The sequence below is a fragment of the Leifsonia sp. 2TAF2 genome (assembly GCF_052115085.1).
In the GTDB taxonomy this organism is placed as follows: Bacteria; Actinomycetota; Actinomycetes; order Actinomycetales; family Microbacteriaceae; genus Leifsonia.
Genome location: NZ_JBFRFY010000001.1, coordinates 993870 through 1014141 on the forward strand (window position 1 = coordinate 993870; position 20272 = coordinate 1014141).

The window sequence follows — 20272 nt, forward strand, 5'->3', positions numbered from 1 at the left end:
CGGGCTGGTCTGGTCGGATCAAGGTCGCTTCAGCTGCCACAAGCTGCCGCCGCTTTCTGAGAGCACCCGCTCGTTGAGTCGATCCGCCACCGACCTGAGATCGTCCTCGAACAGATCGGCGTAGGTGTCCAGTGTCATTGCCGCCGACTTGTGCCCGAGCATACGTTGAAGGGCTTTGACGTTGGCGCCGGCACTAACGGCCAGGCTTGCGGCAGTGTGTTTGAGGTCGTGCGGGGTCATGTGCTCGAGTCCGGCATCGCGCAGCGCGGTCAGCCACCAGGATTGACGGTTCCAGGCGGTGTCTGGTCGCGCGAGGTAGCCGCCGGCACGGGCGGGGAATACGAGGTCGCCGCCCTTCTTCTCATCGAGGAGCGCCTCGAAGCGAGGGGCGAGGAACGCAGGGAAGGGTACCGAACGAGCTTCCCAACTCTTCGGCGGTCCGACGTGAATCAGCCCGTCCACTTCAGTGGCGGTCTCGTGTATGGCGATACGGCAACGCTCAAGGTCGATGTCATTGACGGTGAGCGCGACGGCTTCACCCCACCGGATGCCGGTGTAAGCCAGTGTCAGCACGAGGACGCTGCGCTTGTCATCGGGCACAGCGCGCGAGAAGCGGAAGACCTCCTCGTTGGTCAGATACCGGCGACGCTTCTTGGTCCCCTTCCGTGGCAGATTGCTGGCGCCTCGTGCCGGATTCGCGGGAATCCTGCCATCGCGTACCGCAACGTCAAGAATTCCGGCGAGGATCCCGACCGCGCGGAGGACGACGCCGGCTGATCGGGGTTTGCCCGCGTTGCCCACGCGGACCCGCACCGTGACAGCTTTGCCCTGGCTGAGCTCTCGGATCCACTTCTCGACCGCGGAAGGGCGAATCGCGCCGATGGGGGTTGCGGCCCAGCGCGGCTCGACGTAGACGCGCCAAGCGATACGGATGGGGGAGAAGCTGGAGGGTTTGAGCGCTTGCTCCTTGTTGGCGAGCCATTCCTCGGCGAGTTCACCGACAGTGATCTTGGATTGAGACGCCTCGAAGTAGCTCCCCTTCATCATCGCTACCTCGACGGTTGCGTTGTAGAGCTCCGCTTCGCGCTTGGTGCGGAACCCGCGCTTCTCGCGTTGCTGATGTTCGGGGTCGCGCCAACGCACGCGATAGCGCCGGCCTTTGGCCGAATCGTACGCGTCGATGCTTCCCACTTGCAGAACCTAACGCTCGCCACCGACCGGGCCCGCTGGCATCGATCGGAGCAAGCGCGTTCGCCGGCTATCTGAGGATGGGTGCACTCTAGACGTGTGAGAGAGCCGCCGGAACCAAAGCACTTGGGAGCATCGGACGAAGAGGTAGTTGAGCTTTGTCGGGAGTGGATGCGTTACCTCGGCGCCACAGATGCGGTCGTCGCTGCGGGTGATTCCCGCCGGGTCTGTGACTTGTATGGATCTCGCTATCTCGGCTGGGTCGAGAACAAGAGAGGCAACTTGGAAGTCGAACTCGTTGAGCGGGCGGCGGCAGTTGTCGCGGCTGACGGTCGTCGGGGATTGGTCTTCGCGCGCCACGGCGTGAGTCCATTCGCTCGAGTTAGAGCCGACGAACTCGCGATCGCCATTTTCTGGTTCGACGTTCAGGGCGGCACGCTGGACGGTGTGAACATGCTTGGCCGCGATTTGCTTGCGAAGGCTACAACCTCGCCGAACTAGCGATCGGGTCATCTGACGCCGACCGAGGAAGGTTGAGGATCAGGCGACGTGACAATCTGTGCTGCAGGCGTTCGAGCAGCTCGCCTAAGTTCGGCCTGCGCCGCGGCTCGGGACTTCGCCATTGTCTCTTCGAGCGCGCTTCGTTGCATCAGCTCGACCAGTTGCGACTTTGCTGAGTCCGCGGTCGAGGCCACCAGCACTGCGGCATTGTGCTGCTTCCCACGAGTGAGCCCGACATAGAGGCCCGCGGCATCGACGCCGGGTCCAACTAGGGCGGTGTCGGTGGTCTCGCCTTGGACTCCGTAGACGGTTGTTGCGTAGGCGAGGTGAATGTGCTCTTCGGCGTAAGCGAGACTGACATTCCGAAGGTCGGTCGTGTCGGTGCTGGCGGCGAGGATCACATGGTCGTCGCCGATCGCCTTCACTACCCAGTTTTGACGATTCTGCACGTCCGCAGCGCTGTCGTTGCGTCGCGTCTGGACAACGTCACCGACAAAGATCGGCTGTCCGAACTGCCCGGTGAGTGCAGGCCCGGGACGGATCGCTCCAGATTCGAGCCGGCGGCGTTGGATCGCTTCGCTGATCTCCTGCGCTTCGGCGTGGGTCGACGTGACTAGAGCAATCGTCTGACGGCGCTGCGTCGCGTCGAACCATCCTTGGACCATCGCTTCGCGGGCGGAGACGTCGTTATCTGCGAATACGACGTGCTCTGTCCGGATGAGCTCCTTTGCGATCTCGTGAATTTCGTCTGGGCCGTGTGGGTCGCGGAGACGAAGAGCTAGTTGGGCCCAGGCTTGGTCGTCGAAGCGGTGGGTAGTTGTGAGCTCGACACGATCGGCTGAACGGCGCCAGAATAGCGCCATCGCGCCCGAATGCCCGACTGGCAACGCCTGTCGCTGGTCCCCGATCAAAGCGACGCCCGCGCCGGTTTGATGTACGACGTCGAGGAGCGCGGAGGCGGCCTCGAGGTCCAGCATTCCGGCCTCGTCCACGACAATGCGATCGCCAGGGTTGATGCTGATTCGAGGGCCGCGATAGATGCCGCCCGATGTCAGGTCACTCTCGCCGACCGAGAGCCGCCGCCACTCAGTTGCGCCAGACGCGGTGGTCGACCAGCGCCATCCGTAATCGTGCAGGAGTTGGTGGAGCGACGATGAGTGACTCTTCGTCTCGCGTCCCGCCACAACCGAAGCCTTCTTGGTTGGCGCAACGACGATCATCTTGTGGCCGCGTCGGCCGAGCGCGGCCCCGGCCACCTTGAGCATCGTGGTTTTGCCGGTCCCGGCCGGGCCGGAGATGACGACGTTGCGGGAGGTACCGGCGATCGCGGCCGCACCAGCGAGCTGACCGTCATCCAGCCTCCGGTCGGGTTCGATCGCACGACCGATCGCAGCGACCACGTCCCTGTCCAGGATCTGCCCGGGGGCGGAGAGCACGTCGACTTTGTGGGCGAGGGTGGCCTTCAGGGACGCGGTGGAGACAGCCATGAGGTGCTTGATGTGCTTCGGGGCGTCTGGTTCGGAGATCAGTGTCACTGTTTCTGAATGCGACACGACGTCGTCGGCGAGGTCGGCGAGTTCGTCTCGGTCGGCGACCACTCTTGTCGTGGCGATCGCGCGCAGAGCGCCGGCCCGCACATCCATGATGCTGAAGCGGCCACCGCTGCCAGTTGATCGGGCGTCGGCGTCGACGACGGCCTTCGCGGCCAGCAACTCGAGGTCGAGAGCCTGAACGGCAATGCTAGTCAGCCGCGCAGGAGAACGCTGCATGCCGAGCGTGGGGTCGGCGACAAGAAGTTCCTCACGGACGAGCGCGGCCCACCCGTCTTCGTCCAGGTCGCCGGGCTTGTTGGGCCGGCCAACAGCCCACGCCCAATGGTCGATCTGGCTGAGCACATCGTGCGAAGGCTCCTGGCCGGGATGCTGTTCCTTCCACCAGGCGGTGCGGATGCTCTTGTTCGCCTCGATCTGTGCGGACCGCTTCGACAGCGGCCGCACCAAGGGCTGCAGCTGGGCGATCTCGCCGTCCTCGTCGAGGGTGAACCCCTTGGCGGCAAGTGCACGGATCCAGGCCGGGTCGGTGCGGGAGGCGAGATCGCCTTCGGCATTGATGACGTTCTGGAACCGCAACGCAACGCGAGTGTCGATGTTGGACCACTTGCCGTCCCGGCCTTGCGCTTTGACGTTCAGCCAGAGGTGGCGGTGCTTGTGCGGATCCAAAGAACGAGAGCGTTCGTGTCGGAGCTCGACGACCTCAATCCGGGCCAAGTCCTCGCGGATCGCACCGCCCCTGCCGCGGCGGGCGTTGAGCTCAGACTGCCACAGCTTCACGATCCGGTCCCGCAGCCGGTCTTGGAGGTCGTCATACGCGGCGGCGATGTCGGAGTCGAGCATGGCGGCGATCGAGAACGACTTCGGAGCGTTGATCGTCGCATCCAAGATCAGGTCCGCGACGGGCGACTCAAGGTCACGGCCGCGACGCTCCCCACTGAGCGGGTCGAGTCCGTCGACCCAGTCTTTGAGCTGGTCGCGGGTGAGGAGGTCGTCGCGAATGGCGCCGTTTTCGACGATGTACCGGGTCATGACGGCATCGGCGTAGCCGGCGGCGGCGATGACACCCTCAGGAGTCTTTGCGGTGAGGGTGGCGTCGCAGGTGCCGTTGAACGCGTAGTTCACCGCCTGGTTGACACCGTGGGACTGCTGTCCCCGCTTCCATCTGGCTACTCCACCTCGCACCGGTGCCCGCCTCCCTTCGTGTCCGGTCGTCGTCTGGCTCTGCTAAGAGTTGAGACTTCTCGCTCTCACTTAGTACTTCCGGTTGGCGGGATTTTTTCGCGCGCTATGAGCGCGCACGGACCTTCTTCCGGCAGGTCTCTTGTCTTCAGCCGCGACGGCGTGTGTCGCCTTTGTGATGGACGCCAGCGCGGGGCCGCGTTGCATCGCACTCCTGAGATCGAATGCCCTCATACCTACACGTTGTGTTCCCGAGCCGGTTTTGACGCGCAAATCCGAAATTCGTCGGGAAGCGTTCCGCCGGATGGCGCCGACGCATCAAGAGCACGGCGGCGGAGCTCGATGAGCTAGACGTGCTCGGTCTGGGTGGATTGCTTTCGGAGCGAGTCGGGTAACGTTGACGAAGGGAACGCATGCCGTCTCGGCGGTGAGAGCGGGGAGCCATCCAATCGGCGTGTGCGGGTCGGCTGCGATGGCCCACCCGTCGAGCACGGACCGGCTGACGGTCTCTGTGCACTCCTGCTTCTCAGCAGGTGACGGGTTCGCAGATCCTTCCACTCCAATGAGTCCGCCGTGCAGTTCCGGATCCATGTTGATGGCGTCGATGATGAATACCCGCATCTCACTCACTCCCTAGGTCGATCGTTTTTGAGTGCCTTTCCGGCGGGTGATCGAGAGCGAGTGGGAGGTGTGCAGAGCCGGGACCGTGGAATACCGCAGCGGAGCGAGGATATGCCGCGAAAGCCCGGCACGGAGCACCGGGAGCGAACTACGATCGGGCGACGGAAAGGCCCTCAAACGACAAGGGGCAGCGCCGCTCGCGGCGTCCGAGATCCGGCGGCTATCGGGTGATGAAGTAGACGACGATTGCCACTACGCCGCGAAGGAGCCTGCCGAACATCTACGGCCAGTTCAGAATCCTCATCCCGAACCGCGGGGCGTGCGTGACCACGACCGCGCACTACACAGGCGACACTTCCGACCTGCTCGACAGCCCCTGGGCCGCGATCATCAGCGAGCTCTAACCCCGGAGAGCTTACCTGCCGGCAGGGCAAGCACCCGCATCCGCTCAGCGGAAAGAGGCAGCGAGATCGGGCCCGAAAGTGAGGCTGAAGGACCCTCTGTGCGCACGACTTCGCGGGCCGTTCCACTGAAGTGCCTACGTGCATTCGCTCTGGCTTCATTTGCTCCTGGTTCGATTCGGTCCTAGTCTCGTGCATCTCTTGGCTTGGGTTCGATCGTTATTTCCGATCTCTAGTCTCCGTTCGTCTTGGTGGCCCCCTTCGTCACTTTCCCCGGTGACAAAAGCTCGGGCCATTCTGCGGACCGGTCATTGGTCTGCTACACAACTCCCGCGGCGCCCGTGAACAATTGATACCTCGTCTCAAGCCCTGTCCACGGCCAGACCGATCGCTGGTTGACCTGTGCCGAGGGAGCCTCTCGAGGGTGGGCGTTGCATGGCGCAGGTCCGATTGGGCAGCCGCCTGTCGGCTCGCAGGGTGCTTGACCTGCGACAGCGTTCAGTGACCATTCATCCCTAGCAGCGCGAAGGTGACGCTGAGAACTCTGCCTCGTCGGGCGGTGCGTAGCGCCGCCCGACGAGGGGATGCCCGGGCTTTAACGACGGTCAGTCGATGGACGATCGAACCCGTTGGGACGTCTGTCGTCACCCAAAGCGGGGTAAACGTGGTCCCGTTCAAGCCCGGTAGCCTGAATGCACGCATTGCATGTGTGATCATCCACTCGGTGGCGATCCGACGAGGTGTGCATCCGCCAAGAATGCTCCGCAGTGCGTCAGCCCGTGCGACTTCGCCACGATCGTCCTCGCCACAGATAGGAAACTGAATGTCGTTGTCTCCGACGGGTGAGCGGAAGCAAGATGAGCGCCTGAACGTGGCGCCGGGCTCCGTCGTTGTCGTTCGAGACATGGAGTGGCTGGTAACGGCAGTCGAGTCGACGGGTGACGGTGCGCTGATTCGCGTGCAGGGTCTCTCCGAACTGGTGCGCGATACGACTGCGGCCTTTTACGAATCTATTGACGAGATCACTCCGCTCGACCCATCGCAGGCGCGAATTGTGGGCGATAGTTCGGCGGGGTATCGACGAGCGAAGCTGTGGCTTGAGGCGACGCTGCGGAAGACTGCTGTTCCTCTCGGAGCCGACGAGCTAACCGTCTCCACTCAAATGTTGTCGGATCCGCTCGACTACCAACAGGCCGCGGTGCGACAGGTGCTCAGCTCCGCGACACTTCGACCGCGAATTCTAATCGCCGATGCTGTGGGTCTTGGGAAGACAATCGAGATCGGCATGATCCTTTCGGAGCTGGTGCGCCGCGGCCGTGGGGAGCGAATCCTCATCGTCACTCCACGCCACGTGCTCGAGCAAATGCAGTACGAGATGTGGACGCGATTCGCGCTACCGTTCGTGCGCCTGGACTCTGTCGGCATCCAGCGGGTGAGGCAGACTCTGCCCGCGACCCGCAACCCCTTCAGCTTGTACAAGCGAGCGATCATCTCGATCGACACGCTCAAGCAGGAGAAGTACCGTGCGCACCTTGCGAAGCAGCGATGGGATGCGGTGGTCATCGACGAGTCGCACAACATCACCGGTGCGACTCTGAACAATCGACTCGCGAAAACCCTCGCGCCGAACACCGAGGCGCTCATCCTCGCATCCGCGACTCCTCACAACGGAAAGAAGGAGTCGTTCGCAGAGCTGATCCGCCTGTTGGAGCCGACGGCAGTCACACCCGACGGAGACATCATCGAGGATGAAGTGCGCCGCCTCATCATCCGCCGCCATCGTCACAGTCCGGAGGTCGCCCGTGAGGTCGGTGCGGACTGGGCTGAACGGATGCCGCCCCGGAATCTCCTCGTCGCGGCGTCGCCCGCGGAAAACGCGGTCGCTGACGAGCTTTCGAGCGTGTGGCTTCACCCCGAATCCGGGTCCTCTCCCTACTCCGGGAGTAACAAAGGGCTGTTCCCCTGGACCCTCGCCAAAGCCTTCCTTTCCTCGCCGGCGGCACTCGTCGAATCGATTTCCGAGCGCGTCCGTCGCCTGGGAACTGCGTTGTCAATTGAGCAGCGCCGCGAACGTGACGCGCTTGAGCACCTCCTTGTGCTCGCCAGGACATCGCTCGATCAGCCCTCTGCGAAGTACGTGCGACTCCTCGAATACCTGCGATCGATCAGCGTAGGCTCGCCGAGTGATGTGCGTGCCGTCGTCTTCTCCGAACGCGTCGCGACCCTCGATTGGCTGCGCAAGAATCTGGGCCGCGACCTCAAGCTCAAAGACGACCAGATCCGCATTCTTCACGGCGGCCTGACCGACGTCGAGCAGCAGGAAATCGTCGAGAGCTTCAAGCAGCAGTCCTCGCCGATCCGGGTGCTGGTCACGGGCGACGTCGCATCCGAAGGTGTCAACCTGCACTCGCAGTGTCACGAGCTTATCCACTTCGACATCCCCTGGAGCTTGATCCGGATCGAGCAGCGAAACGGTCGTATCGACCGATACGGGCAGCGGCAGCGGCCACAGATCACGACCCTGCTGCTCAGCCCCGATAACGCGGATTTCTCGGGGGATGTGCGCGTCTTGCAGCGGCTTCTGGAGCGTGAAGAAGAGGCCCACACCGCGCTGGGCGACGCCGCCTCTCTTATGGGGAAATACGACGTTGGAGCCGAAGAAGAGGCGATCAAACAGGCCCTGGCGAACCAGGCGAACATCGACCAGGTCGTTCCAGCGGTTGAGCATGCGCTGACGGCGGGAGACTCGGTCGGTGCGTTGCTGGCACGACTGGCGGGAACAGCGCCGGATCTCGCGCCCGCTCCGCTCACATCCGGCCAGGGCGCGGAAAACGGTCTGTTCGCGTCGGAACTCGATTACCTGCGCGAGGCACTGACCGAGGTCTACACCACCCCGGGCGCATCGGCGACGCCGGATGGAGGTGGAGGGGTCAGTTGGCGCGAGCACGGTGCACATGGAACCGTGGAACTCGCCCCACGCAAGGACCTCAAGCAGCGCCTTTCGGTGCTGCCCCAGAGCTACCTCGCCGAACGACACGTGACAGAGCGCCTGATGCTCGCGACGACGCGACAGCGTGCCAAGACGGTGCTGCAGGACGCCATCGACGATCCGGAGGGGCGGACGCTGTGGCCGGAGGCACACTATCTGGGACCGCTTCACCCGGTCCTCGAGTGGGCCAGCGACAGAGCTCTGGGGCGACTCGGGCGAAATGAGGTGTTCGCCATCCGCGGTGACGTGAGTTCACCGACGGTCGTGCTAGTGGGCACCCTCACGAATCGACGTGGTCAGACTGTTGCCGCGTCGTACCTGACCGTCGAAGTTCCGATGCTAGATACGCCGGAGTTCGCGCTAGTCTCCGCGCATCCCTCAGCCGGTGCCGCGATCGCTGCCGCGGGGCTAACCGGGCAGCTCGTCAATAGCGGCCCCGTTGACATCACGGATGAGCTCCAGGCGATCATCGCGCCGGCAGTGTCGCAGGCGATAAGCCAGATGCGCACCCTCGCGGCCGCTGCCGGCGAGGACGTGCATCGGCGGGTGGCCGAGTGGTCGGATCGAGTTGATCAGTGGCAGCAAGCGGCAACCGGCCTGACGCAGATTGCGGAGCTTCGATCGCGTCGGACGACCGTTGAGCAAGAACGTCAGATCGCCGAGTCGATGCTTCCCGAGCAAACGTTGGTACGACCGCTGCTGGTCGTTGTTCCCGCCGGCGATGTGGAGGAGAAGTAAGTGTCGGATGCGTTCATCGTCGGCGAAGAGTGGATCAGCGAGCACTACTTCACGACCGACTCGAAATCGCAATCGTTTCTCGCTCGAGTACTTCAGGCCCGTAAGGAATGGGACGAGTCGGGGACAGCCGGAGCGATGACCGCGCGCTCGCAGTTCCTGGCCGCGCGAGGCGACCTATCGAGCGCGTTCGCGACTCTGGCGGAGGGCGTGCCCGCCGACGAATTACGGGCTCGAATCTACGAGCCGCTTCGCGCGGCTCTCGGATACAACGGGCCGGCGCTTCGACGCGAAACACGCGGACCGCTCACGCTCATCGCCCCGATCGACCAGCAAGAAGGCGCGGCGCTCGCGGCCATCGAGGCCGTCGCTGTCGAGTCCGTTGAAGAGGTTCTGCAGCGTGACAACGCCATCCTTCTTGAACCGTACCTTCCGCCGGAACAGGACAATCATCCGATTACCTCCGTCGCGCGTCTGCTCTCCTCCGTCTTCGTCGAGAACGAGGGAGTCGGCTTCGCCGTGGTCTTCGCCGGCAAATGGGCGCTGCTGACCGATCGCGAACACTGGCCCGAGGGCCGCTATCTCGCTGTCGACCTTCAGCTCGTGGCCGACCGCCATCACACCGCGCGCGGCGGCGAGATCGATAGCGCGGTCGCATGCCTGGCTGCGGAATCCCTGGTTCCCCAGTCGGATGGGACGGTGTGGTGGACCGGCGTGCTCGCCGAGTCTGTCAAGCACACCGTGGGGGTTTCCAAAGACCTGCGCGAAGGCGTGCGGCAGTCGATCGAGATCATTGCCAATGAGGTGGTGCGACGCCGGCGTAGTGGAGGGCTACCACCACTCGGCGCGGAGTTCGCGCAGCCCCTAGGAAAGCAGGCGCTGCGGTATCTGTACCGGATACTGTTCCTGCTCTTCGCCGAGGCGTCGCCCGAGCTCGAAGTGCTTCCGACGAACGATGCGGACTATGAAGAGGGGTACAGCCTCGACAGACTGCGCGAGCTCGTGCAGGTCGACTTGAGCCACGACGCGGCGCACCGAACTCACATCTACGAGTCGCTCGCGCTCCTGTTCCGGCTGGTCGACGTCGGGCACCACAGCGAGTCGATGTCCGCGGCAAGCAGCGGATCGTCCAGCGGAAACGGGCTCGTGTTCAACAGCCTCAAAGCCGACCTCTTCCTCCCCCAAGCCGTCGCACTCATCGACGAGGTTAAGCTCGGCGACGCCGCACTGCAGGAGGTGCTTGCGTACCTCCTGCTAAGCAAGGAACGGACGGGCACCGACCGTGGATTCATCAGCTACGCGAACCTGGGGATCAACCAGCTGGGCGCGGTGTACGAGGGCCTGATGTCGTACACCGGCTTCTTCGCGGAGACTGATATGTATGAGGTCGCCAAGGGCGGCGACGACGAAAAAGGCTCCTGGGTGGTCCCAGTCGAGCGTTCCTCGGGGATCGATGCGGTCGATTTCGTGCAGGTCACCGATCCGTTGACCGGCGAAACACGGCCCGCACTGCATAACGCCGGAAGTTTCGTCTTCCGGCTCGCTGGGCGCGAGCGCCAGCAGTCCGCGTCGTACTACACCCCCGAAGTGCTCACCCGGTTCACGGTGTCGCAGGCCCTCGCGGAGTTGATGGATCGGGATGATCGCATCACCTCCGCGGCGGAAATCCTCACGATGCGCGTGTGCGAGCCCGCGCTCGGTTCCGGTGCGTTCGCCATCGAAGCGGTCAGGCAGCTCGCCGAGGAGTATCTGAAACGGCGTCAGGCCGAGCTCGGTACGAAGATCGACCCCGACCAGTATCCGACCGAGTTGCAGCGGGTGAAGGCGTCGATCGCCCTCCATCAGGTCTACGGCGTGGACCTGAACGCGACCGCCGTGGAATTGGCTGAGATCTCGCTCTGGCTGGACACCATGGTGAGCGGGCTGGCCGCGCCATGGTTCGGACTCCACCTCAAGCGTGGCAATTCGCTTATCGGAGCCCGCCGGGCCGTGTACACGCGGGACCAGGTGAACAGCAAGGCGTGGCTCAAGGAGGCACCACGCGATATTCCGCTGACGGAACTTGCCGAAAACCTCCTCGAGGGTCGTGTTGCGGGCAAGGCTTCCGGCGCGATCCACCAATTTCTGCTGCCGGCGGACGGCTGGGGGAGCGCGGTCGAAGCGAAGGAAGCCAAAGAGTTGGCTCCGGAGGCTCTCGCCGCCCTCAAGAAGTGGCGCACGGCGATCAAGGCCAAGCCGTCCAAGAAGCAGCTCGATCAGCTGGTGAACCTCGCCCTCCGGGTGGAGACGCTCTGGCAATTCGCGCTGCGCCGCCTCGACATCGCCGAACGAGAAGTCCGTCGTGCGATCCCGCTATGGGGCGCCGAATGGACGACCGAGCACGAACTCGTTGCCGAGGCGGTCTCGCGCGAGGAGATCGAGCGAAAGCTTCAGGATGCGCAGGGCTCGTTCCAGCGCCTTCATCGCGTCATGGACGCGTGGAACGCGCTGTGGTTCTGGCCGCTCACGGACACGGTCACGCGAGGCGAGCAGCCGCCCTCCCTCGATCAGTGGATCGCGGGACTCACCGGGCTCCTCGGCACGCACTTCGAGGGCAAGAAGACAGGCAGAACCGCAGGGGGCGAAACGCTGGGGCTGCCGACCGGGTGGGAGGCGCTGGGGGATGCGGAAGAGCTCGACCTCGGGTTCGCAGGAGCGCTTGACGTCAACGTCGTTGTCGCGACGCACCCGTGGCTCGGGGTCGCTGAACGCCTGGCTGCTCAGCGAGGTTTCTTCCACTGGGAACTCGATTTCGCGACAGTCTTCGCCGCAGGAGGTTTTGACCTGCAAGTGGGGAACCCGCCATGGGTGCGACCCGAATTTGACGAGACTGCCTCACTTGCCGAACATGACGTTTGGTTTGCCCTTACAAATAAACCATCAACGGCAAGCTTCGCGAACCACCGGCAGAAAGTGCTCGAGCTGGGGCCCGCGCGCTCCGCGTATCTCGCTGACCTTCTAGATGTTCTCGCTACAAGAGCGTCCTTGTCCCACGTCGTGAGCTATCCACTTCTCCAGGGACTCCGGCCGGACCTCTACCGGTGTTTCATGGAACAGACTTGGAGGCACAACAGGGAGAGCGGGGTCATCGGGCTCATCCACCCTGAGACGCATTTCACAGACGAGAAAGCCGGACCGCTGCGGTCTTCGGCATATTCTCGGCTACGGCGCCACTGGCAGTTTGTCAATGAACTGCAACTGTTTGAGATTCACCATCTTGTGTCGTACGGAGTGCATGTTTACGGTCCCGTCGAGCGCGTTCGCTTCGACATGGCGACTTCCCTCTATCATCCAGATACTGTCGAGCGCTCGTACCTTCACGACGGCTCGGGAGAGGAGCCTGGGCTCAAGGATCCAGATGGCCATTGGGACCTTCGTCCTCATCGAAATCGGATCGTCTCCGTTAGAGATGAGACGCTCCTGACATGGCATGCGGTACTCGAAGACGGCGCAGTTCCGGTGCACCAAACACGAATGGTCTACGCGGTAAACCGTGCGACCGCTGCCGTGCTTGACAAGCTGTCTCGGGCGAAGCGGCTTGGGGACCTTGGTCTCGAATTCTCACAAGGATGGAACGAGACGACCGATTTCAATAAGGGCTACTTCGTGAAGGAATGGGGGCAGATCACGTCGTGGAAGGACGCAATCTTGCAGGGCCCACACCTGTTCGTCGCCAATCCCTTTTACAAGTCGCCGAACGAGACGATGCTGCACAATCAGGACTGGTCAGCGATCGACCTGGAGGCGTTGCCTCAAGACGCGCTCCCGATTACCGCATACAAGCCGGCAATCAGCGCCCCCCGCTACGATGCCGCGTACACGCACTGGGGGCCAGCACGCGTTCCGGCTCGGGACCTTTACCGTGTCGCGTGGAGACGAATGGCCGCTAACACGGGGGAGAGGACCCTCATCTCGGCAGTAATCCCGCCCGGCGCAGCGCACGTCCATCCGGTCCACACGTTTGCGGTAGGCGTCCAGGACAGCCTGACGCTGGTTCACGCCGCGGCGGCGATTTCCAGCCTCGTTGCCGACTTCAGTGTTCGATCGGTTTCAAAATCAGAGATACTTTTCGCCACAATCGCGAGAATGCCTCTTCCTGACCTCGGTGTTTTTGGTCGAGCGTTGGCCCTCAGATATCTGCGTCTCACCTGCACGACCGATGCGTATAGATCCCTCTGGTCGCTCGCGGGAACAGAATCTGGTCCGGGGGAAACGTGGGCGGGGGGTATCGACTACCCCGGAAGAAGGGAGCTCAACGATGTTGAGCTTGATTGGACCCCCTCGACTCCGTTGAGGCGAGCTTCCGACAGACGTCAGGCACTCGTGGAAATCGATGCAATCGTCGCATTGGCACTTGGACTCACAGCTGACGAATTGTGCACCATCTACCGCGTCCAGTTCGCGGTGCTCTACGGGTACGACCGCAACACGTACTACTACGATGCGAACGGCCGACTCGTTCCGAATGATGTCCTCAGAATGTGGCGCACCAAGGGCGAACGCATCAGCTCGGACGAACGCACGGCGACCAATGCGAGCGGCAACACGTACGTGTACGAGCTGCCGTTCACAACGCTCGACCGAGAAGCGGACATGCGGCACGCATACACCCACTTCGAGCGCATCCTCCAGGGAGAGTTTTGAGCGAGCTGCTTCCGAGTATCCAGGCCGACGACATCCGCGAAGGTCTAGTCGACTACCTCACGACGACCTTCGCCTTGTCCGACCCGGAAGCACGACTCGCCCTGCAGGACTTCCTCACAGACCCCGAAAATGGCGTGTTCAAGGGCCCGTTCGTTCGCTTGCGTGTTCCGTTTCGACCCGCCGATGACGGGTGGCGCGACAGCCTCGAATGGCACGAAGGCTTCGCTCCTTACGGTCATCAGGCCCGGGCATTCGAGCGACTGAGTAGCTCCAACCTGAGCGCCGACAAACCGCGGCCGCTGGCGACCCTGGTAACCACAGGAACCGGTTCCGGCAAAACCGAGGCCTTCCTCTACCCGATCCTCGACCACGTCATCCGTGCCAAGCGCGCGGGTGAGCCCGGCATTAAGGCGCTCATCCTCTACCCGATGAACGCCCTGGCCAACGACCAGGCTCGACGACTCACCGAGCTCATCACCACTCAGCCGGCGCTCGCCGGCGTTCGCGCCGCCCTTTACACCGGGCAGAAGGGTCCGGATAGGTCGGTCGTCAGCCCCGACGGACTGATCACGGATCGTCAAACGATGCGGGCCGACCCACCCGACATCCTGCTCACTAACTACAAGATGCTTGATCAGCTCTTGTTGCGCACGGCCGACCAGAACCTGTGGAAGGAGAGCGCCACGAGCCTGCGCTATCTGGTGCTCGACGAGTTCCACACCTACGACGGCGCACAGGGCACCGACGTCGCGATGCTTCTTCGCCGCCTCGGTCTTGCTCTCAAGCGCGGCTGGCCGTCCGAACATCCGCTTCTCGACGCGGAAGCCTACGCGCGTCCGCTCGGCTTGATGACCCCGGTCGCGACGTCGGCGACGCTCGGCGACAGGGAAGATCCCAAGGCGATGCTGACCTTTGCTGAAACGGTCTTCGGGCAGCAGTTCGATGACGACGCGGTCATCACCGAGACACGACTGACTCTCGAAGACTGGGCGGATGGCGCACCCGCGGAGATCGAACGCGCCGGGCTTGCGGCCGCCCGGGTGGACAATGCGATGATTTCGAATCTGGCCAGCAGAGTGCGGGCACTTCGCGAAGGCTCGCAGGAGAGCGGGCCCGATGCCCTAACGGAGGCCGTATTCTCTGCCCTGTACGACGGCTGGATCGAGCCGCACTCGCGTCGGCTGCGAGACGATCCAGAATTCGCACTGGCCCTGACGCAGGCGCATCCGTTCACTCACGACCTGACCCGCGGGGCGGAATTCGCCGTGTCGCTGACCGAACTTGCTGAGGCCGTTCTACCTGCCGGACTCGCGTCGACGGAAACATATGAAGACCGCGCCGCCGCAAGACACGAGGTCCTCGCCGCAATCATTGGAGCACTGAGTCACGTGCGTTTCCTCGTCGGCCGGGCCGCACTTTCCGTCGACTTGCACCTCTGGACCCGTGCGCTGACACGCATCAACCGTGTTGCTGGGCCGACCACGGCGTTCCGGTGGGATGACGATGGTTTGAGCGACGTCACGGACAGCGTCGACCCTTTCGAGATTGAAGGGCGGCCCGAATATCCGGCGGTTTACTGTCGTCACTGCGGCAGAAGCGGGTGGGGTGTGCAGCTTGCCCCGACCGGATACGACCTCGACACTGACGACGCCGCCATCCGTCGAAACCATCTGGCACGGGAGGGGCGTTTCCGTGCGCTGATGTACGCGCCAGCCGAGGCCGATCACGATCCGAGCATCACGGGCGATCACGATGCCCCTCCCATGGAGGGATTGCGCTGGTTCTGGACAGTCGAACGCAAGGTCAGCCCAGAGACCCCGGATCTGTCGGGCGACGCATTCGAGCGGGGCCAGGTGCTCCCGGTTCTAGCGTTGACCGGCGAAGATGCAGATGACGACTCGCGCAACGATACCTGCCCGTCATGTCAGCGGGCCGACGGCATCCGCTTTCTCGGTAGCGCCATCGCGACCATGCTCTCCGTCGCGGTGACCACCATCTTCGGAGACGCGCGGCTCGACGGCAGCGAGAAGAAGGCGCTCGTCTTCACCGACAGCGTGCAGGATGCAGCGCATCGCGCTGGGTTCGTACAGAGCCGATCGCACGTCTTCACGCTTCGCAACGCGATTCGAGAAGCCATCGGCGATTATCCGATCGCGCTCGATGCACTCGTCGACGAACTGTTGAAACTGGCCGGCGATGACCGGTTCAAACGGTATCGGCTGCTCGGGCCGGACGTCGCAGAACGGGCCGAGTTCCGACCATTCTGGGAAAAGCCGACAGCCCGCGCCGTCCCGGCCCCGGTCGTGCGAAGGGTGCGCAAAAGGCTCCTCCTCGACGTCGAACTTGAGTTCGGGTTACAGTCCCGCGTCGGTCGAACGCTCGAACTCACTGGCTCCGTTGCCGCCGAAGTAGACGCCGGTGCCCCGTCGAAATTGGAGAGCATCGGACGCACCGCGCTCGACGGTTTCACTCGAGAAGCGCAGCTCGGTGAGATCGAACCCGCAGAGCGGTATCCAGAAACCGTCGTGCTGTGGGTTCGAGGCGTTCTCGAGCGGATGCGCGACCGCGGAGCCATCCAACACGAGTGGTTCACCAAATACATCGAAAGCGATGGCCGGCGCTGGGCCGTCTGGGGCGGCCGCCCCCGCGGCGAGGGCATGCCGGCGTTCCCAGAGGGACGGGATGCGCCCGGATACCCACGGGTAGGCGGCCCGGCTCCAGGGGGCAAGGACAATCAAAAGACGCAGCTCGACGTGGTGACTTCTCCCCAAAGTTGGTTCGCGGTGTGGACGCGCAAGGTGCTCCGTGTCACCGCGGGCGATGGTGCGCGACTGAGCAAATCGCTTCTAGCGCATTTGGCGGCCGACGGCGTCATCAGTGCCGTGCCCATCGGCGCATCCGGCGCGATCGCCTATCAACTGAGCCCGAGCCGGGTCACCGTCACTCCGATTCGCCTGGACGATTGGGTGCTGCGGCGCCACCTGCTCGTCTGCGACATTTGTCAGAACCCGGTCACCGGGACGGCACAGGTCATCGATCAACTCGCAGACGGGCCCTGCACTGCAGCACGATGCCCAGGGACGCTCCGACGAGAAGGTGCCGCAGACAACTACTACCGCCGGCTCTACGGCGGCGGTGACATGCGGAGGGTCGTGGCGCGCGAGCACACGGGCCTGCTCGATGACGCCATCCGCCTGGACTATGAGACCAGCTTCAAGTCCGGCAGCGACCAACCTGACGCTCCAAATGTGCTCGTTGCCACGCCGACGCTTGAGATGGGCATCGACATCGGCGATCTGTCGACCGTGATGCTGGCCGGGCTGCCCAGGAGCGTTGCGTCGTACCTGCAACGAGTCGGCCGCGCCGGACGTCTCACCGGAAACTCGCTTTCGCTGGCGTTCGTGACGGGACGAGGAGAACAGCTGCCGAAGATCGGCGACCCCCTCTCCGTCATCAACGGTCAGGTGCGGGCACCGGCCACCTACCTCAACGCCGAAGAGATCCTGCGCAGGCAGTACCTCGCGGGGCTCATCGACCGGCGCGCATCCGGATTGCTCGCGCCGCCCACTCGGGCGCGTGACGTTCTCGCCTCCACGGAGGAGCGGAGCTTCCTGGGAGACCTGATCTCCGATGCGGAGCAAGAACACGCAGCGCGTACCGCAGACTTCCTTGGCGCGTTTCCGGGGCTGAGCGCCTCCAGCGTCGATTCGCTCCGGGCGTGGGCAGCACCCGGTACGGAACCCGGAAGCAGCGGACTTGCAGAAGCGGCCCGGCACGCGGTGCAGCGGTGGAATGCCGAGCTCTCGTTACTGAAACATCGTCGAAAGGCCGTCTCTGAAGCGCTAGAGCGCCTCGAGAAGGAGGCCGACCATCCAGCCGCGACCGAGGAACTGAAGACGGAAGCGCGAGCCGCCCGAGCCTCCTACAAACTGGTCTCGAGAGTCCTCCAGGAGCTGAGGAACGAGCCGTGGATCGGGGCGCTTGAGCGGTTCGGGCTCCTACCGAACTACACTCTCCTCGACGACGCGGTGCGCCTCGATGTTGCGCTGTCCTGGATCGAGCCCGACACGGGAGAGTTCCAGAACGATGCGATCACCTACGAGCGCGGGGCCGGGGTTGCTCTCGGCGAACTCGCGCCCGGCGCCACGTTCTATGCGCAGGGAGCTGAGATCGCTATCGACGCCGTCGACCTCGGTATCGAAGGCGAAGCCGTCAAGGAATGGATTTACTGCCCGGCGTGCGGATTCGCGCAGGACACGGCCCTCTCGCCTGCACCAAACACGTGTCCACGATGCGGTTCGAAGGCAATCGCCGACGCGGCCCAACGGATGAGCGTGGTCGAGCTCGAGCGGGTATCGGCCGAAGTTCGACGTGATGAGGCCACGATCAACGATCGTCGCGATGATCGCGAGCGGACCCGATTCTCGATCCATGTCGCAGCCGACATCGACCCAGCCTCAGTCACGAACCAGTGGTTCGTCGCTGAGACGGGCTTCGGCGTCAAGTACGTTCGCGACCTGACGATCCGCTGGCTCAATCTCGGCCGGATCGGAGGCTTCAGCCCATCAAAAATCATCGCTGGCGAAGAACGACAGAGCTCCCTGTTCCGGGTATGCGAGGTGTGTGGAAAGCTCGACAGCGCGGCCAATGCCAACAGTCGGCGGGAGCATCGATTTTGGTGTCCGTATCGGACCTCAACCTCCGAGCATGTGACTAATCTCGCGCTGAGCAGAACGCTGACGACCCAGGGAGTGGTGCTCCGCCTGCCGCTGGCGCTCACGATAGGTGACAGTCTGGCCGTCCCGAGCCTTGTTGCGGCAATTATGCTCGGACTGCGAGAAACCCTCGGCGGAGACCCCGATCACCTGCGTGTGGTGAGCATCGTCGATCCCGTTCTGAGCGACGGTGGCGACAACATCCCATCGCTCCTCATTCACGATTCCGTGCCCGGAGGTACCGGGTATCTCGCCGAGCTGGCCAATGTCCCCCAGATCCGATCGGTCTTCGAGACCGCGTGGCGGATTGTTCGGGATTGCCCGTGCGCGAACGAGAACCGCAATGCCTGTCATAGGTGTGTTCTCCCGTTCGCGCCGGGAAGAAACGGCGAGAACGTTGCCCGTGCCAGCGCAGAGCAAGCGCTGAGGAAGCTCCTCGACGTCGATTCCGACGGTGAGCCAGGAAGCTGGACGGTTACGCAGGTCGATAACGGACAGGAGTCCGGAGAGTCCGTCATCGAGCAGTACTTCCGCAAGGTGTTCATCGATCGCGCACGTGCCCTCGGTGCGACCGTCAAGGAGATCGCGGGAGACTGGGGCAACAAGGTCCAGGTGACCGTGCCCGGTTCGCGACGAATCTGGTTGTTGCGGCCCCAGGTCCCTTTGGGACACACGACGCCCGATTTTGTGCTCGAGAGCCACGGCGGCGGGGTGATACCCCTCGCGATCTACACCGACGGGCGAGCATTCCACGCCACGGTCGCCCACAACCGCATCGCTGATGACGCCGCAAAACGACGCGGGGCACGGGATCTCGGATACCACGTCATCGCTGTGACCTGGGACGACGTTGAGCGCGCCGAGAAGGCACAACCCGAGCCCAGTGCTGCGTGGTTCAGCAAGGACGTCGCGGCCAATTTCACGGGCCATTTCGGGCTGTCGCTCAGTTCGCTCGATCACATCGTCGCCAACCCGATCAACCAGATCATGGACTGGATTCAGGACCCCGTCTCGGCCCAGAAACGGTGGGCCGGTATCGCGAGATCGCTACCCGTTCTCGTGATGAATCCGATGGGGACATTCATCGATCGAGAAGGACTGGGCCTCGACGAGGTGGCGGTTAAAGCGCTCTCGGGTGCGTACATCGCTGCAACCGATCAACCCGACACTTTCCTGCTCCGGCTCGGAGCTACAGCACTGGTGGGACGCCTGCTCGATCAGAACGGCACGACGGAATGCGTCCTGGCCGTCGACGACCGTAGCGCGACGCTCCAGGGCGCCGGCTTCCCCGACGCGTGGCGGCTGTGGCTCCGGCTGGCCAACGTCTTAGGGCCGAATACCTCCCCGAGCGCTGCGCGAATCGTCGCGTTCAGCGAAATCGCCTCCGGTGCCGCGACGTCCGAAGGCAAACCCGAACTCGTCAGCGAAGAGATTGATCAGAACTGGCGACAGGCACTCGCCGAAGCAAACGACCAAGAGGCTGCCGTGCTTGTGTCCTTGGCAAACGATGGATCGGTTTCGCCACCCGACATCGGGCTGGAACTCGGCGACGGCATCCCTGTCTCGCTGGTCTGGACCACGGAGCGCGTAGCCGCCAGCGCTGATCTGTCCGAGTCTGACATCCACGAACTGACTGACGCGGGGTGGATGGTCGTTGGATTAGACGCCATTGCCATCATCGCCGCGCTCGACGAGAAGAGAAGCTGA

The 20272-nt window shown here is 63.5% G+C and carries 6 protein-coding genes; 4 read left to right on the forward strand and 2 right to left on the reverse strand.

Translation table 11 applies throughout. The features are described from left to right. Positions 1–18: 18 nt before the first annotated feature. Positions 19–1191, reverse strand: coding sequence for a tyrosine-type recombinase/integrase (locus AB4Z18_RS04835; protein WP_441781558.1), 1173 nt, complete (start codon positions 1189–1191; stop codon positions 19–21). A 96-nt stretch (positions 1192–1287) separates the two neighbouring features. On the opposite strand from AB4Z18_RS04835, the gene AB4Z18_RS04840 reads away from it, so the two are divergent. After that, positions 1288–1689 (forward strand): hypothetical protein, encoded by a 402-nt coding sequence (locus tag AB4Z18_RS04840; RefSeq protein WP_441781559.1) that lies wholly within the window; start codon positions 1288–1290, stop codon positions 1687–1689. 8 nt (positions 1690–1697) lie between these two features. Here the strand turns inward: AB4Z18_RS04840 and AB4Z18_RS04845 are convergent, their stop codons facing one another. Continuing rightward, positions 1698–4364 (reverse strand): AAA family ATPase, encoded by a 2667-nt coding sequence (locus tag AB4Z18_RS04845; RefSeq protein WP_441781560.1) that lies wholly within the window; start codon positions 4362–4364, stop codon positions 1698–1700. Between the two features lie 1902 nt (positions 4365–6266). Here AB4Z18_RS04845 and AB4Z18_RS04850 point away from each other — a divergent pair. Genes AB4Z18_RS04850 through AB4Z18_RS04860 form a run of 3 tightly spaced genes read left to right on the forward strand, consistent with a single transcriptional unit; the run spans position 6267 to position 20272 of the window. Continuing rightward, entirely contained in the window at positions 6267–9170 is a 2904-nt protein-coding gene (locus tag AB4Z18_RS04850) for a helicase-related protein (RefSeq protein WP_441781561.1), read from the forward strand. Further along, positions 9171–13850, forward strand: a complete 4680-nt coding sequence (locus AB4Z18_RS04855; protein ID WP_441781562.1) for a DNA methyltransferase — start codon at positions 9171–9173, stop codon at positions 13848–13850. It abuts the gene before it with no gap. Beyond that, positions 13847–20272 carry a DEAD/DEAH box helicase gene (locus AB4Z18_RS04860; protein WP_441781563.1) on the forward strand — a complete coding sequence of 2142 codons (6426 nt, stop codon included), beginning with the start codon at positions 13847–13849 and terminating at the stop codon, positions 20270–20272. Before AB4Z18_RS04855 ends, AB4Z18_RS04860 begins: the two co-directional genes overlap by 4 nt.

Excerpts from the sequence above, each read along its gene's own strand:
- AB4Z18_RS04850 (WP_441781561.1), top strand. The coding sequence starts at position 6,267 with ATGTCGTTGTCTCCGACGGGTGAGCGGAAGCAAGATGAGCGCCTGAAC.